Genomic DNA, 14584 nt, shown 5'->3' on the forward strand with positions numbered 1-14584 from the left:
TTATCTAGAAAAACTAACTAAATAGCAACTATGAAATCAATTATGGTAGTGGGGACAACATCCCATGCAGGGAAATCACTTTTAACCACAGCTATTTGTCGTATTCTGTCGCGGCGTGGTTGGCGAGTGGCTCCTTTTAAAGGTCAAAATATGGCTTTAAATGCTTATGTCACTGCTAGTGGTGGAGAAATTGGCTATGCCCAAGCAGTACAAGCTTGGGCGGCAGGAGTAGTGCCTTGGGTAGAAATGAACCCAATTTTACTCAAACCCCAAGGAGATATGACCTCCCAAGTAATTATTAAAGGTAGGTCTGTAGGTAAAGTGAGTGCCTCAGATTACTACGAGCAATATTTTGAACTGGGGTGGCGGACAATTGAAGAATCGCTACAGCATTTAGGAACAGAATTTGATTTGCTGGTTTGTGAAGGTGCTGGTAGTCCAGCGGAGATTAACCTCAAGCACCGCGACTTAACTAATATGCGGGTGGCGAAATATTTGAATGCGCCAACAATGTTAGTAGTTGATATTGACCGAGGTGGTGCTTTTGCCCACGTGGTAGGCACTCTAGAGTTATTAGAACCGGATGAACGCGCCCTAATTAAGGGTGTAGTAATTAACAAGTTTCGAGGACAGCGATCGCTCCTAGATTCGGGGATAAAATGGTTAGAAGAACGGACAGGTATCCCGGTTATCGGTGTTATACCTTACTTGCAAGAAATGTTTCCAGCAGAAGACTCCCTTGATCTGCTAGAACGTCAATCGTCCTCGAATAAAGCCCAAACGGATCTCAACATTGCCGTTATCCGCTTACCCAGAATTGCCAACTTCACCGACTTTGACCCACTGGAATCAGAAAGTACAGTTTCAGTAAAATACTTAAGTCCTAAGCAAGATTTAGGACATCCTGATGCCGTAATTATTCCAGGTACAAAGACTACGATTGCTGATTTACTACTACTGCAAAAAAGCGGTATGGCAGAAGCCATCCAAAACTATGCTGCTTCTGGTGGGACGGTTTTAGGTATCTGCGGTGGCTATCAAATGCTTGGTCAAATCATCGCCGATCCAGAAGGGATAGAAGGACAAGCTGGCAGATTTCAAGGGTTAAATCTTTTACCAATCAGAACTGTAATTACAGGGCAAAAAATCGCCCGCCAGCGCCAAGTTAGCTCAAATTATCCACAACAGGGCTTGCCAGTCAATGGCTTTGAAATCCACCAAGGGCGATCGCGCATCGAACAACAAGGCATCGACCCCCAATCCTACCATGCCCTATTTGACGATATTAATTTAGGATTAGTGGATAGTTGTCAATCGGTGTGGGGAAGTTATCTTCACGGGCTGTTTGATAACGGGCCTTGGCGACGGGCTTGGTTAAATCGCCTCCGTCAACAGCGGGGTTTAAAATCTTTGCCCACAGGTGTTGCTAACTATCGAGAACAGCGAGAGCAGATTTTGGACTCCCTAGCCACTGAAGTTGAAAGCCATTTAGATTTAAGTCTGTTTTTGTCTTAAGCTAAAATACATTGAAATGCAGATTTTTTCGTTAAGACCGCGTCATTAGTCATTTGTCATTGGTCATTTGCAAAGGACGACTGACAAAGGACGAATGACAAGACTAAATTAAATGCGTAACACTGATGATTGTTCGTGTCCGCTTTTTACCAGATGATGTCACAGTAGATGCTGAGGTGGGAGAAGCCCTCTTAGATGTAGCAGAGAGGGCTGGGGTATTTATTCCCACCGGTTGTCTCATGGGGTCTTGTCACGCTTGCACTGTGGAGTTAGAAGATGGAGAGATCATCCGCGCTTGTATCACCGCAGTACCGCCACGGAAGGAATTAACAATTAATTTGTTTAGCGATCCAACTTGGTAAGGGACTTCCAACAAATACAGTAGAATTCAGAATTCAGGAGTCATTTGCCAAGTTCAAAGGGGTAAAAGACTTTGAACGTAGTTTGCGCGATCGCGTCACAATATTTCAAGAAGCCTATATTTTAGAAAAATGTCTGCTAAACACAAAGATAGTAGAAGTACTATGCAATCTCGTGACTGGCCAATTGAGCAATTACCTGGGTTGAGCCACGAGGAACAATGTCAACTGCAAAATTGTGGGATTAGTAGCACGTTTGTACTATTCAAACAAGGGAAAACTCTAGAAGAAAGACTAGCCTTAGCAAATAAACTACAGATTCATCTTCAGCATATAAATAAATGGATGGCTTTAGCAGACTTGGCACGTATTCCTAGTGTAGGTACACAATATTGTGGTTTATTACTCCATGCGGGTATTGGTTCTGTAGTGCAGTTAGCTCAAACTCCCACTCACAGATTGCACCAACAAATTATGCGCTTGCAAGTAGCAACAATGCAGCGACGAGATTTGTGTCCAGCAATTGAGTTAGTACAACAGTGGAGTCAGCAAGCGAAAACATTAGGGACTGGGGATTAGGGACTGGGGACTGAGGACTGGGGACTGGGGAGATGAGGGAGATGAGAGGACAAAGGGACAAGGTTAAAGGGAAAAGGATAAAGAAATAAACCCTTTCCCCCTTCCCCTTTACCCTTTTTCATAATCTTCTATGCCCAATGCCCAATTCCCTACTCTTTTGCTAAAACACCATTAAGGAAGATATCAGCGAGTCCTTCGGCCATTTCCTGCATTTGTTGGGGGGAGGCGTCAGGTTCTATGAGGGTATTGTTGGAAAAACCTGCGATCGCAAACATTCCTAAAAAAACTTTGGCAACTAGCTTGGCGTCAGTTTGACGATAAATGCCTTTATCCATAGCTGTTTGAAAGAATGCTTCGCCGACATCGGTCATTTTGTTAATGACTTCTAATTGAATGCGATCGCGCAAGTCGGGGTGAAACTGCACTTCCATAAAACAAACGCGCATCAAATCGGCATTTTTTTGAAAATTCCACATCCGACGGCGCATCACCTGAGCTACGGCTTTATAGCTGCCCATTTCACTCAATTCTGTTAGCAAATCGGTGAGAATCTCTACCCAACCATTCGTGGCTACTTCCACCAAAATCGCTTTTTTATTGGGAAAATGACGAAACAGAGTGCCTTCAGCTACACCTGCTGCTTGTGCTAAGTCGCGGGTGGTAGTACCATCAAATCCCTGAGAGGCAAACAACCGTTGTGCTGCCTGCAAAATCCGGGTGCGCGTCTGAGCCTCTGAAGGCGGGGAAGAATTAAAAACTCGCATAACAGTTATGGTTAGATATCCGGAACAGGACTTGTAGCATTATTGTCTAATGTCAAGTACAAAGACCCACTGAAAGCTTAATACAAGATTAACGCCCTTTTGCTAAGTATCCTGTTATTTAGGTAATGTAACTTTATCTTAATTTTCGCTTATGAACCAGATCAGTCGGTCAATTTTAAATTTTAGATTGGGGATTTTGGATTGGTCAGATCAAGTATCTGTCATATTGCGGCGGTTGTTTGTCACTTTGTTAGCTTTGATCATTCTCTGGTGGGGATTACTACCAGAAATTGCTCTGGCTCAAACTCAGACAGCACCTCCTCCTCAAGAAACCAAAACTCAAACCCCGCCAGTTCAAAGTTCAATCCAACCTTATCTGGATCGAGTCATCAAGCAGTTAACGGAGTTTCGCCTCGAAAATGGTCTGAAATTCATTGTTTTGGAACGGCATCAAGCGCCCGTAGTTTCTTTTCTTACTTATGCAAATGTCGGTGGCGTGGATGAGCCAGATGGCAAAACTGGCGTAGCTCACTTTCTGGAACATTTGGCATTTAAAGGTACGACGCGCATTGGTACAGAAGACTACAAAAAAGAAAAACCACTACTTGAAGCTTTAGAAAGGTTAGATGCTCAAATTCAAACAGCAAAAGCCGATGGCAAAAAAGATGAGGTTGCACGGTTAGAAGCTGAGTTTAAGAAAGTGGAATCGCAAGCAGCCAAGCTTGTCAAACAAAATGAATTGGGGCAAATTGTTGAACAAGCGGGAGGCGTGGGTTTAAATGCCAATACTTCAACTGAAGCCACCCGTTATCTGTACAGCTTTCCTGCTAATAAGCTAGAACTTTGGATGTCGTTGGAGTCGGAGCGATTTCTTGATCCTGTAATTCGTCGTGAGTTTTATAAAGAAAGAGATGTAATTTTAGAAGAACGACGGATGCGGGTAGATAATTCACCCATTGGCATGATGGTGGAAAAGTTTATCGATACTGCTTACAAAGCCCATCCTTACAGGCGTCCAGTGATTGGTTATGACGAAGATATTCGCAATCTGACACCAGAAGATGTCCAAAAGTTTTTTGATACTCACTACGTACCAAGTAATTTGACCATTGCCATTGTCGGAGATGTTAATCCGGCTGAGGTGAAAAAACTGGCGCAAACTTATTTTGGCCGCTATGAAGCCAAAACCAAAGCTGTTGAACAAATCCCGGTGGAACCGCCACAACAACAAACACGGGAAGTTACTTTACAACTACCTTCTCAACCTTGGTATTTAGAAGGTTATCATCGTCCGGCAATTACCCATCCAGATAATGCAGTCTATGAAATCATTGGCAGTTTATTAAGTGATGGGCGCACATCGCGGCTGTATAAATCTTTGGTAGAAAAGCAGCGTTTGGCGCTAAATGCCCAAGGTTTTAGCGGATTTCCTGGAGATAAGTATCCAAACCTGATGTTGTTCTATGCTCTCACGGCTCCTGGTCATACAGTTGATGAGTTGGCGGTGGCTTTGCGTCAAGAAATTGACAAATTAAAAACTGAGCCTGTAGCGGTGACTGATTTAGAACGGGTGAAAACCCAAGCACGGGCGAGTTTGTTACGTACCCTCGATTCCAATATGGGGATGGCTCAACAATTGTTGGAATATGAGGTGAAAACTGGCTCTTGGCGGAATTTGTTTAAGCAGTTGGATGACATTTCGGTGGTGACGACGACTGATATTGTGCGGGTGGCAAAGGAGACGTTTACACCGAAAAATCGCACGATTGGTAAGCTGTTGTCGAAACAAGCTTAAGAGGTTGTTTGAAAAGTCTAAATTATTACTTACCTCTGCGACTAGAAGTCGCGGCTACACATACAAAACCCGCCGACGCAGGTTATAAAACTCGATTTTCTGCTAGTCCACGTAGGTGCAATACTGCTCGGATAAGCATTTTGAACTCGGAATTGGGTTTCGGGTAAAGGTTAAAGGGTAAAGGTTAAAAGTTTTTTCTTACCCCTTACCCCTTACCCTTTTCCCCAAAACCCGAAAAGTATTGCACGTAGGTGGACTTAGCTTGTGTAGTAGCGAATTATATTCGCTCAAAACTTTTCAAACATCCTCTAAGAGAAAAGAACGGCAAAGGGCGCAAAGGTAGGAGAGATATGAAGAGGTACAAGGTGAAGGGTAAACAATTCAAAATTCAAAATGATGCTCGCGGATTCGTTAACGCTGTGCTAACAAAATTCAAAATTCAAAAGAGGCAGGGGTTGATTTATGCTTTAGTTGCTGTTTTTGCGTGTTTACTTTTAACTTGTAACTTTTCTCTGGCGGCGACAGCTGAGGCGAAGCATTACACAGAGTTGCAACTGCCACCGCTACCTGAGATTAAGTTACCCAAGTATGAGCGGTTTGTGCTTCAAAACGGCTTAGTTGTCTATTTGATGGAGGATCACGAATTGCCGTTGGTGAATGGGACGGCATTTGTGCGGACAGGAAATCGCTTGGAACCAATGGAAAAAGTTGGTTTAGCTGGTTTTACAGGCGCGGTGATGCGGACTGGAGGAACCAAGAAGCATTCGCCTGATGAACTCAACGAGATATTGGAACAACGGGCAGCTTCGGTGGAAACTAGTATTAGTGAAACTTCTGGTGGTGCAAGCTTTGACGCCCTCAGTGAAGATTTAGAAACGGTATTTGGGCTATTTGCTGAGGTTTTGCGATCGCCAGCATTTGCTCAAGAAAAGCTAGACTTGGCGAAAACTCAGGCTAAGGGTGGCATTGCCCGTCGCAATGACGATCCAAATGGGATTGCTAGTCGAGAATTTAAGAAATTGATCTATGGCAAAGATAGCCCTTATGCTCGCACCATAGAGTATGCAACGGTGGATCAGGTTGAGCGTGAGGATTTACTCAAGTTTTATCAGCAATATTTCCACCCCAATAATATGATTTTGGGGATTGTAGGGGATTTTGATTCTAAGAAAATGCGATCGCTCGTTCAAGCTAAGTTGGGCGACTGGAACCGCAACCCAGGTGTTGCTAAACCGACATTACCAAAGGTTTTGCCAGCTAATACAGGTGGAGTATTTTTTGTCAATCAGCCACAACTGACGCAGAGTAGTGTGCTTATCGGCCATTTAGGCGGACGGTTTGACAGTCCCGATTATGCGGCGCTAGATGTATTGAATGGAGTGTTAAATGGATTTGGTGGACGCTTATTTAATGAATTGCGATCGCGCCAAGGTTTAGCTTACTCGGTCTATGGCCAGTGGAGTCCCCGTTTCGACTATCCTGGCATGTTTATTGCTGGTGGACAAACGCGATCGGATGCTACCGTCCAGTTTGTCAAAGCCTTACAAAGTGAAATCAAGCGCATCCAAACTCAAAGAGTGACAGCAAAAGAACTGGCTTTTGCAAAAGAGTCTACACTCAACTCCTTTGTGTTCAATTTTCAAGACCCCAGTCAAACCTTATCGCGGTTGATGCGATACGAATATTACGGCTATCCTGCTGATTTCCTCTTTCGCTATCAAAAAGCTGTCGCCGCCACCACCGCCGCAGATGTGCAACGGGTAGCACGAGAATACCTCAAACCAGAAAAGATCGTGACTTTAGTAGTGGGAAATCAAACCGCTATTCAACCACCATTGACGCAACTAGCAGCACAGGTGACACCAATAGATGTAACGATTCCTGGTTCACAACCACAGGCGAAGAATTAATTTCATCTTTAACCCTTTTTTAAGGGGGTCACCGTTAGGCGGAGGGATCATTTTGAATGTGTAGCATCTGAACACAGCCCTCATTCATAACAAATTGCAGTCAAACTAAAAATAGAGACGCGATAAATCGCGTCTCTATTTGTATGGGATACTCAACAAAATCAAAAATGCGCTCCTATAAAATCGTTTCTTCTTTAGACACAACTCCCTTAATTCAGTCTCGAAAATTCATCTATAAAACTTGATTTTCTTTAATTGCATAGCAAAATATAAGAGAAGGGTTTTGGATGTGAGGTTTAGTTGAATCCTATCCAAGGCTGTGTAGCTGAATATAAATGTATAGCAATGTATTTAAGGAGGCGACCACATGGTTAGGATAACAATATCTGACCTACATCCTATCGGGGAAGAAAATCAATATGATGAGCTAACCGATAAGGAAATGAAGGCTATAGAAGGTGGTTATGGAAAAAGAAGAAGAAGAAGAGGGTCAGGAACCTCAGTCAAAGATCCGTCAGGTATAGTCAGTGAACTAAATGATCGATTTGATAATTGGCTGGATGTACTAAATGACAAGCTAGGAGAAGTCCAAACAGAAATTGTTGAGAGCCTTTAATTTTTTGCAATTAATTTTGAAATTAATTTAAATTGTGCGTTCTAAGACTGAATTCATCTTAGAGCGCACAATTTTTATGGTAATTATTATAGTGTTTTCTAATCACATGAGGTACATCATAATCCCCTAATCAATTGCTGGAATGGGGCTAGGGGTGGTATTCTTGTATCTCACTCAAGCGAGAACCGCTATATCTAAAGTTTATTGTAGGGTAGACATTGCACACAATGTAATTTTTATATTGTGAGAGAACGACAAGCATTGCCAAAGCCCAATCTAATGCTATAACTGCAAACAAGATTTTAATCATGTATGAAGTAGGGATATACCATAACACTTCGTATCTTTCAGGCATTTAAAAACTGCTATATAGAATCTGTCAAGATGTTTAATTCTCGTTAATCTTTAGTTCAAATAAATATCGGACTCTGATTTTTTGTATTTAAAATCGATGCCCAAAACAGACTTATATCATTTATTTATGTCTTTTTTAGCAGGTTAATTGCCTTGATTTTCATGAAAGTTATGGATAAAAATTGCATTAACAGTTAAGCGATATCCAGCTTAGTTGTTCATATCCAACAAGACCTTTTAGGAGTAAATCATGGCTCAAATTACACTTTCTGAGTTGTATCTAACTGGCTCAGAATTGTTCCAAGATTCCGAAAGCTTCTTAACTGAACTCAACGAGATGAATTCTATCGCCGTGCATGGTGGACAAGGTGAAGGATACGATGACTTCTTGACCTATGGCGAAAAGGGATTTGAATTCTCCATCTTAGGTCTGGGTATTAATAACGTTGTATCCCTAGCTAAGTCATTCAGCGATGCAGATTAATAGCATAGTTCGCTAATGAGCTAAATAGCTCTTTTGGGATTAGAAGCAAAAAGAAATATATGTGATAAACATCAGGTTTCTTGAACATCAAAAACCCAAAAGAGCTATTGATATTCAGCAATTTCATTAACTACAACAACTTTTTTGGAGTAAATCATGGCTAATATCACACTTTCTGAACTGTATGTAGCTGGCTCAGAACTATTCCAAGATTCCGAAAGCTTTCTCACCGAATTGAACGAGATGAATTCTGTTTCCGTGCATGGTGGACAAGGCGAAGGATACGATGACTTCTTGACCTATGGCGAAAAGGGATTTGAATTCTCCATCTTAGGTCTGGGTATCAATAACGTTGTATCCCTAGCTAAGTCATTCAGCGATGCAGATTAATAGCATAGTTCGCTAATGAGCTAAATAGCTCTTTTGGGATTAGAAGCAAAAAGAAATATATGTGATAAACATCAGGTTTCTTGAACATCAAAAACCCAAAAGAGCTATTGATATTCAGCAATTTCATTAACTACAACAACTTTTTTGGAGTAAATCATGGCTAATATCACACTTTCTGAACTGTATGTAGCTGGCTCAGAACTATTCCAAGATTCCGAAAGCTTTCTCACCGAATTGAACGAGATGAATTCTGTTTCCGTGCATGGTGGACAAGGCGAAGGATACGATGACTTCTTGACCTATGGCGAAAAGGGATTTGAATTCTCCATCTTAGGTCTGGGTATCAATAACGTTGTATCCCTAGCTAAGTCATTCAGCGATGCAGATTAATAGCATAGTTCGCTAATGAGCTAAATAGCTCTTTTGGGATTAGAAGCAAAAAGAAATATATGTGATAAACATCAGGTTTCTTGAACATCAAAAACCCAAAAGAGCTATTGATATTCAGCAATTTCATTAACTACAACAACTTTTTTGGAGTAAATCATGGCTAATATCACACTTTCTGAACTGTATGTAGCTGGCTCAGAACTATTCCAAGATTCCGAAAGCTTTCTCACCGAATTGAACGAGATGAATTCTGTTTCCGTGCATGGTGGACAAGGCGAAGGATACGATGACTTCTTGACCTATGGCGAAAAGGGATTTGAATTCTCCATCTTAGGTCTGGGTATCAATAACGTTGTATCCCTAGCTAAGTCATTCAGCGATGCAGATTAATAGCATAGTTCGCTAATGAGCTAAATAGCTCTTTTGGGATTAGAAGCAAAAAGAAATATATGTGATAAACATCAGGTTTCTTGAACATCAAAAACCTAAAAGAGCCAAATTCAGCAATCTACAGATAAATGATCACAAGATTTTTAGGAGTAAATCATGGCTACTATTACACTTTCTGAATTGTATCTAGCTGGCTCAGAACTATTCCAAGATTCCGAAAGCTTTCTCACCGAATTGAACGAGATGAATTCTGTTTCCGTGCATGGTGGACAAGGCGAAGGATACGATGACTTCTTGACCTATGGCGAAAAGGGATTTGAATTCTCCATCTTAGGTCTGGGTATCAATAACGTTGTATCCCTAGCTAAGTCATTCAGCGATGCAGATTAATAGCATAGTTCGCTAATGAGCTAAATAGCTCTTTTGGGATTAGAAGCAAAAAGAAATATATGTGATAAACATCAGGTTTCTTGAACATCAAAAACCTAAAAGAGCCAAATTCAGCAATCTACAGATAAATGATCACAAGATTTTTAGGAGTAAATCATGGCTACTATTACACTTTCTGAATTGTATCTAGCTGGCTCAGAACTATTCCAAGATTCCGAAAGCTTTCTCACCGAATTGAGCGATGTAAATTCCACCTCTGTCTATGGTGGTCATGGCGATGGATTTGATCCGTTCCTAGATTATGGAATTAAGGGATACGAGTTCTCAATCTTAGGGTTGGCAATCAATAATGTTGTATCTCTAGCCAAGTCATTCAGCCAAGGTAGCGGTGCTTCTGCCAACAGCACTTGTGATTAAAAATATTAATTCATAGTGCGATACAAAGCGATTTTACTTTCCTCTAATTGCAGGAAAAACAATATTTGTGCAGTTAATAATAGCAAGATTTTTTGAATTATCAAAAGCCAGGACTCCGCCTAAATTAGGCTATGAAAAGCTTTATTACGCACAAATATTACTGGACGACCACAATTATTTTGGGGAATTAATTATGACTAAGATCACAATTTCCAAACTGCGTCCTCTTGGCTCGGAATTCTTCCAAGATTCCGAAAACTTCCTAACCGAGTTGAGCGATATGAATTCTATATCTTTACATGGTGGTGAAGGTCATGGATATGAACGGTTACTGGAATATGGCATCAAGGGGTTTGAATTCTCTGTATTAGGCTTTGGCATCAATAACGTTGTATCTTTAGCTAAGTCATTCAGCGAGGGTGTTTAATTTGTAGTTTGTTTCCTCAGCTAAATGGCTCTTCTGGGATTAAGAGGAAAGAAGTAACTCATGTGCAAAAATTATCATTTTTAGTTTAACATCAGCGACATGTAGATGCAACTAAAGTCACTAGAATTAGGTCAATGATTGATACTTTCTAACCCTCTTTTTTCAGGAGGAAATTGAGCCTCCTTGGAAAATGAATGTATCAGGTGTTTCGTGAAATGATATAACACATGAGACTTATTGACTACTAAGAAGCCAGGAGAGCCGAGAAAATATTTCTCAATAATTATTCAGAATTTTTAGTTCTTCGCTACCGAGCTAGGTTAAGCAATCTCTAATTGAATCTAACTTCCGGTTAGCGATGAATAGATGATTCGCTGGAATGAAGTAAATGCCACACATCACAATTTCTGAACTGCACCTTGCTGATTCAGAAAATTACCTGACCGATCTGACTGATATGGATTTTATATTTGTATATGGTGGTGAAGAAGATGAATTTGCTCAAATGCTGAAGTTTGGTGTAAAAAACCTTGAATTTATGTTATTGTCCTTTGCAATCTACAATAATACGTTACTAGCAAAGTCATTTAATCCTGGTGAGAACGTGACTTAAATAATGATTGCATTACAACCTGATGGTAAATTTGCAATGTATTGATTTGCCATTAATATCTTTGAACTGATACCAATTCTCCATGAAGATGCAGATAATATTTACAAACTAACCGCCAAGTACGCTTTCTCTGCGTTCGCGTAGTGTGTCTGAGACAGAGGCTTTGCCAACGCGAGAAGTACATCAAAAAAGGGTTAGGCAATCATTTAATGCAAGTTTATAGGGAATTGGTATGAGCAGCAAACTTTAGTGATTAAGCTGGAAATTTTCTGACCCTATGCCTCCATTTTTATTAAGTTCTCAAAATGTTTTTAGCTACCTGATTTCTCAAAGTCTGTGTACTCAACAGGAGCAGTCTTTGACCAAAATTGAGCTAAAACCTGCTAAAAATTTTAACTTGTTGCTGACTTTTCCAGAAAGACAACAACTTTTAGTGAAGCAAGAACGTCTCAACCGAGAAGGCAAAACTGCTGGAGAGTTTTTGCAAGAATGGCGAATTCACGATTTTTTCCAAACATTTCCAGAAATCAGCCATGTTCGACCTTATTTGTCGGAAGCATTGCATTTTAATGCGGAAAATTCCATCATTGTGTTTAATTATCTGAGCAATTATTGCGATTTGCATGATTTCTACCTGAAGAAGAATTTTTTTCCAACTAAGATTGCGGCGGCTGTTGGTGCGACTCTGGCATCAATTCATCGTCTAACTTTTGACCGTCAAAACTATCGGGAATTTTTTCAAAAGTCTGAGGATGCATCTAATCAAAAAACTCCTGAGCTAATTCGTGGATTGGATAGGATTACTCCGGAAATTTTTGGTAAGGTTCCTGCTGATGGACTGAAATTCTTTACCCTTTATCAACGTTACGACAGTCTGGGACAAGCGATCGCAAATTTGAGCAAGGCTTTCACTCCTTGCTGTCTAACGCATAATGACCTGAAGTTAAACAATATTCTTCTATTACTCAATTGGGAAGAAGTATTTTTTGATGAATCGTTCTCAGATGAGAGCATTGTTCGATTCATTGACTGGGAACGCTCTGGTTGGGGAGATCCCGCTAGTGATTTAGGAAAAGCGATCGCTAGCTATTTGCAATTTTGGCTGTATAGTTTAATTACCAGTAAATCCATTGCGATCGAAGAATCTTTACGTCTAGCAACAACCCCTCTACAACTACTTCAGCCTTCCATCTCGGCCCTACTTACTACTTATTTAGCTTACTTTCCCGAAATCTTAGAGCATCGTCCTGATTTCTTGCAACGAGTCGTGCAATTTTCTGGTTTAGCTTTGATTCAAGCCATTCAAGCGGCACTCCAGCACGAAAAAACTTTTGGTAATTCTGGTATATGTATGCTCCAAGTTGCTAAAAGTTTGTTGTGCCGTCCAGAAGCATCAATTCCAACAATTTTCGGAATGCAAATATCAGACCTTGCCCCCGTTTAGAGGATGAGGGAGATGAGGGAGCAAGGGGAGCGGAGGAGGAGAATAATTAACGCCCCATCCCCATCCCCCATGCCCAATTCCTAATTCCCAATGCCCAATTCCCAAACAGATACCTATGCAACTATTAGATTCGCTAGAAACTCAACTACCAGATATTTCAGAGTCATTGCAGACATCACTACAAGACATCATTAATCAACTTCAAATTGAATCTCACTATTGTATTAGACACCCAGACTATAAACCCTTGGAATTACCAGAGGCAGCAGTTGCTCGTTTTCAGCAATTACCCTTAGACATCCAGAATAGCTTTTTAAGCGTGCAACTGCGTAATTTTCTCTACGGCATCTATTACAATGGCTCTTTGAAAAGTGTCCTCGCACCCGATGCAGAGGTAACAAATTTGGCACTGAATCAAAATATAGAAAATAACACTTTGTTGGGTGTAGATTTAGCATTTTACGATCGCTTGCATGAAAGCAACAGAGGCGAAGGCTACTGGAGTCCTGATTGGCTGGTAGTGAAAGAAGAAACTGATGGTACTTTGGCAGTTGAGAAAAATGCTTTAATACTGCACATTGAACGCGATATCCATTTGCAACCAACAGACCAACCTGTTACTGTCGGTAATTTAGTGACGATTAAAATGCCCAAAAATCTGGTGCAAAACGGATTTTATATGGCGGTTGCTAATGCCGGAACTCCCTCAAATCGAGAAAATCTGGTGCGCGTTTATTTCAATTTAACTTCAGATGGTGCAGTTGCAGTCATGGACAGTTTAACTGCCCAACTCAACGCTATCCCCATTTTCTTTTCATTCAAAGCACTATATAATCCTTCCGACTATGAGCGTTACGACTCAGCAGTGCTTTACTTTGGCAAAAGCAACTACGAAACTGTTCACCCAGTGTTAGAGAGGGTGTATGCAGAACATCAATCCCATTTTGGCGAGCAAGTGCCTTTGTTTACCAAAATGGTAGCACCAGGGATGGCGATCGCTGAAGAACCAGACCGCAAATTTGCTGATAAAGAAAGTTTTGGTACAAACCGCTGTCAAATTGTTGCCAATGCTTTACTTGAGGCTTGGCATGAAGGAGATGATACACCAGCAGGACGGATGACATCAATTCTTCGACATTTCTCTTTGTGCAAAATTGAATTGCAACGTCCCTACCTCAATCCTAACTCGGATGATATCTATACTTCTTTGAATCTATGAAATACGGTTAAGCATTCAAAGCCCCCGAATTGCCGGGGGTTGAGGATCTCTGCTACCTAAAACTGTGCTAACCAAGATCATATTTTCGCTCACGAGGTAATTATATGACTAAAAAACTCTCCGAGTCTCATAAAGCATTAGATAACAAATTCAACTTCAATCATGAAGAATTAAAACAGATCGTCAAAGCTGTTTCTGCGGGCAAGTATTCCTGGGCTTGTGTTTTACTCCTCCGTTTTAGTGGCTACAATCCTCTAGAATATATACCCTCGCGCACCTACCTTCGATTAATGAAAAATAACTGGCTACTTAGCAAAGCAAATCGTCGTCAAACTGATAATCAGAATTTAGGACTTTTTAAACTAGAATCAAGCTGGATTCAAATAGGTATCGGTAAAGGTAGTGGGTAACCCGCATTTCTCACAAGCTTCAGGCCTTTGATGGAGCAGAGGAGCAGAGGGGATTGAACTTGGCACATTGAACTCTCCTCTGCTCCCCTGCACAAGCGCAGGCTTTGAGAGGTGTGGT

At 41.0% G+C, this 14584-nt stretch carries 18 protein-coding genes; 17 read left to right on the forward strand and 1 reads right to left on the reverse strand.

Translation table 11 applies throughout. The annotated features are described in order from the left end of the window. Window positions 1-30 precede the first annotated feature (30 nt). From cobQ to ACWATR_RS17810, 3 genes are all read left to right on the forward strand, one after another. Window positions 31-1515, forward strand: coding sequence for a cobyric acid synthase CobQ (cobQ, locus tag ACWATR_RS17800; protein WP_181928010.1), 1485 nt, complete (start codon window positions 31-33; stop codon window positions 1513-1515). 125 nt (window positions 1516-1640) lie between these two features. Continuing rightward, entirely contained in the window at window positions 1641-1877 is a 237-nt protein-coding gene (locus ACWATR_RS17805) for a 2Fe-2S iron-sulfur cluster-binding protein (RefSeq protein WP_420759671.1), read from the forward strand. Window positions 1878-2006: 129 nt separating this feature from the next. Continuing rightward, complete coding sequence (locus ACWATR_RS17810; protein ID WP_460335046.1) at window positions 2007-2453, forward strand: DUF4332 domain-containing protein; 447 nt, start codon at window positions 2007-2009, stop codon at window positions 2451-2453. A gap of 149 nt (window positions 2454-2602) precedes the next feature. On the opposite strand, the gene ACWATR_RS17815 is transcribed toward ACWATR_RS17810, so the two are convergent. After that, complete coding sequence (locus ACWATR_RS17815) at window positions 2603-3217, reverse strand: TetR/AcrR family transcriptional regulator (protein ID WP_460335049.1); 615 nt, start codon at window positions 3215-3217, stop codon at window positions 2603-2605. A 151-nt stretch (window positions 3218-3368) separates the two neighbouring features. Between ACWATR_RS17815 and ACWATR_RS17820 the strand changes: the two genes are divergently transcribed. The 14 genes from ACWATR_RS17820 (at window position 3369) to ACWATR_RS17885 (ending at window position 14466) form a co-directional block, all read left to right on the forward strand. Next, window positions 3369-5012: a M16 family metallopeptidase gene (locus tag ACWATR_RS17820; protein ID WP_460335052.1), complete on the forward strand. Its 1644-nt coding sequence runs from the start codon at window positions 3369-3371 to the stop codon at window positions 5010-5012. Window positions 5013-5362: 350 nt separating this feature from the next. Beyond that, complete coding sequence (locus tag ACWATR_RS17825) at window positions 5363-6922, forward strand: M16 family metallopeptidase (protein WP_460335055.1); 1560 nt, start codon at window positions 5363-5365, stop codon at window positions 6920-6922. A 367-nt stretch (window positions 6923-7289) separates the two neighbouring features. Further along, window positions 7290-7538, forward strand: coding sequence for a bacteriocin (locus ACWATR_RS17830; RefSeq protein WP_460335058.1), 249 nt, complete (start codon window positions 7290-7292; stop codon window positions 7536-7538). Between the two features lie 604 nt (window positions 7539-8142). Beyond that, complete coding sequence (locus ACWATR_RS17835; protein ID WP_460335061.1) at window positions 8143-8376, forward strand: hypothetical protein; 234 nt, start codon at window positions 8143-8145, stop codon at window positions 8374-8376. Window positions 8377-8532: 156 nt separating this feature from the next. Further along, entirely contained in the window at window positions 8533-8766 is a 234-nt protein-coding gene (locus tag ACWATR_RS17840) for a hypothetical protein (RefSeq protein WP_460335064.1), read from the forward strand. A 156-nt stretch (window positions 8767-8922) separates the two neighbouring features. Next, window positions 8923-9156 (forward strand): hypothetical protein, encoded by a 234-nt coding sequence (locus ACWATR_RS17845; protein ID WP_460335064.1) that lies wholly within the window; start codon window positions 8923-8925, stop codon window positions 9154-9156. A 156-nt stretch (window positions 9157-9312) separates the two neighbouring features. Next, a complete protein-coding gene (locus ACWATR_RS17850) occupies window positions 9313-9546 on the forward strand; it encodes a hypothetical protein (protein WP_460335064.1) in 234 nt (77 codons plus the stop codon). A 156-nt stretch (window positions 9547-9702) separates the two neighbouring features. Further along, window positions 9703-9936, forward strand: coding sequence for a hypothetical protein (locus ACWATR_RS17855; protein WP_460335067.1), 234 nt, complete (start codon window positions 9703-9705; stop codon window positions 9934-9936). Window positions 9937-10092: 156 nt separating this feature from the next. Then, window positions 10093-10353 carry a hypothetical protein gene (locus ACWATR_RS17860; protein WP_460335070.1) on the forward strand — a complete coding sequence of 87 codons (261 nt, stop codon included), beginning with the start codon at window positions 10093-10095 and terminating at the stop codon, window positions 10351-10353. 193 nt (window positions 10354-10546) lie between these two features. Next, window positions 10547-10780, forward strand: a complete 234-nt coding sequence (locus ACWATR_RS17865) for a hypothetical protein (protein ID WP_460335073.1) — start codon at window positions 10547-10549, stop codon at window positions 10778-10780. Window positions 10781-11168: 388 nt separating this feature from the next. Continuing rightward, entirely contained in the window at window positions 11169-11393 is a 225-nt protein-coding gene (locus tag ACWATR_RS17870) for a hypothetical protein (RefSeq protein ID WP_460335076.1), read from the forward strand. Between the two features lie 277 nt (window positions 11394-11670). Further along, entirely contained in the window at window positions 11671-12837 is a 1167-nt protein-coding gene (locus tag ACWATR_RS17875) for a phosphotransferase (RefSeq protein ID WP_460335080.1), read from the forward strand. 115 nt (window positions 12838-12952) lie between these two features. Beyond that, a complete protein-coding gene (locus tag ACWATR_RS17880; RefSeq protein ID WP_460335083.1) occupies window positions 12953-14056 on the forward strand; it encodes a T3SS effector HopA1 family protein in 1104 nt (367 codons plus the stop codon). 104 nt (window positions 14057-14160) lie between these two features. Then, the gene (locus tag ACWATR_RS17885) at window positions 14161-14466 is read left to right on the forward strand and encodes a HetP family heterocyst commitment protein (RefSeq protein ID WP_435025608.1); all 306 of its coding nucleotides are present in this window, start codon (window positions 14161-14163) and stop codon (window positions 14464-14466) included. The last annotated feature ends 118 nt before the right edge of the window (window positions 14467-14584 follow it).

This window comes from Nostoc sp. UIC 10890 (genome assembly GCF_054786515.1).

What these genes read in the sequence shown, in the direction of transcription:
- cobQ (WP_181928010.1), top strand. Translation starts at nt 31, where the DNA reads ATGAAATCAATTATGGTAGTGGGGACAACATCCCATGCAGGGAAATCA.
- ACWATR_RS17805 (WP_420759671.1), top strand. Translation starts at nt 1,641, where the DNA reads ATGATTGTTCGTGTCCGCTTTTTACCAGATGATGTCACAGTAGATGCT.
- ACWATR_RS17810 (WP_460335046.1), top strand. Translation starts at nt 2,007, where the DNA reads ATGTCTGCTAAACACAAAGATAGTAGAAGTACTATGCAATCTCGTGAC.
- ACWATR_RS17815 (WP_460335049.1), bottom strand. Translation starts at nt 3,217, where the DNA reads ATGCGAGTTTTTAATTCTTCCCCGCCTTCAGAGGCTCAGACGCGCACC.
- ACWATR_RS17820 (WP_460335052.1), top strand. Translation starts at nt 3,369, where the DNA reads ATGAACCAGATCAGTCGGTCAATTTTAAATTTTAGATTGGGGATTTTG.
- ACWATR_RS17825 (WP_460335055.1), top strand. Translation starts at nt 5,363, where the DNA reads ATGAAGAGGTACAAGGTGAAGGGTAAACAATTCAAAATTCAAAATGAT.
- ACWATR_RS17830 (WP_460335058.1), top strand. Translation starts at nt 7,290, where the DNA reads ATGGTTAGGATAACAATATCTGACCTACATCCTATCGGGGAAGAAAAT.
- ACWATR_RS17835 (WP_460335061.1), top strand. Translation starts at nt 8,143, where the DNA reads ATGGCTCAAATTACACTTTCTGAGTTGTATCTAACTGGCTCAGAATTG.
- ACWATR_RS17840 (WP_460335064.1), top strand. Translation starts at nt 8,533, where the DNA reads ATGGCTAATATCACACTTTCTGAACTGTATGTAGCTGGCTCAGAACTA.
- ACWATR_RS17845 (WP_460335064.1), top strand. Translation starts at nt 8,923, where the DNA reads ATGGCTAATATCACACTTTCTGAACTGTATGTAGCTGGCTCAGAACTA.
- ACWATR_RS17850 (WP_460335064.1), top strand. Translation starts at nt 9,313, where the DNA reads ATGGCTAATATCACACTTTCTGAACTGTATGTAGCTGGCTCAGAACTA.
- ACWATR_RS17855 (WP_460335067.1), top strand. Translation starts at nt 9,703, where the DNA reads ATGGCTACTATTACACTTTCTGAATTGTATCTAGCTGGCTCAGAACTA.
- ACWATR_RS17860 (WP_460335070.1), top strand. Translation starts at nt 10,093, where the DNA reads ATGGCTACTATTACACTTTCTGAATTGTATCTAGCTGGCTCAGAACTA.
- ACWATR_RS17865 (WP_460335073.1), top strand. Translation starts at nt 10,547, where the DNA reads ATGACTAAGATCACAATTTCCAAACTGCGTCCTCTTGGCTCGGAATTC.
- ACWATR_RS17870 (WP_460335076.1), top strand. Translation starts at nt 11,169, where the DNA reads ATGCCACACATCACAATTTCTGAACTGCACCTTGCTGATTCAGAAAAT.
- ACWATR_RS17875 (WP_460335080.1), top strand. Translation starts at nt 11,671, where the DNA reads ATGCCTCCATTTTTATTAAGTTCTCAAAATGTTTTTAGCTACCTGATT.
- ACWATR_RS17880 (WP_460335083.1), top strand. Translation starts at nt 12,953, where the DNA reads ATGCAACTATTAGATTCGCTAGAAACTCAACTACCAGATATTTCAGAG.
- ACWATR_RS17885 (WP_435025608.1), top strand. Translation starts at nt 14,161, where the DNA reads ATGACTAAAAAACTCTCCGAGTCTCATAAAGCATTAGATAACAAATTC.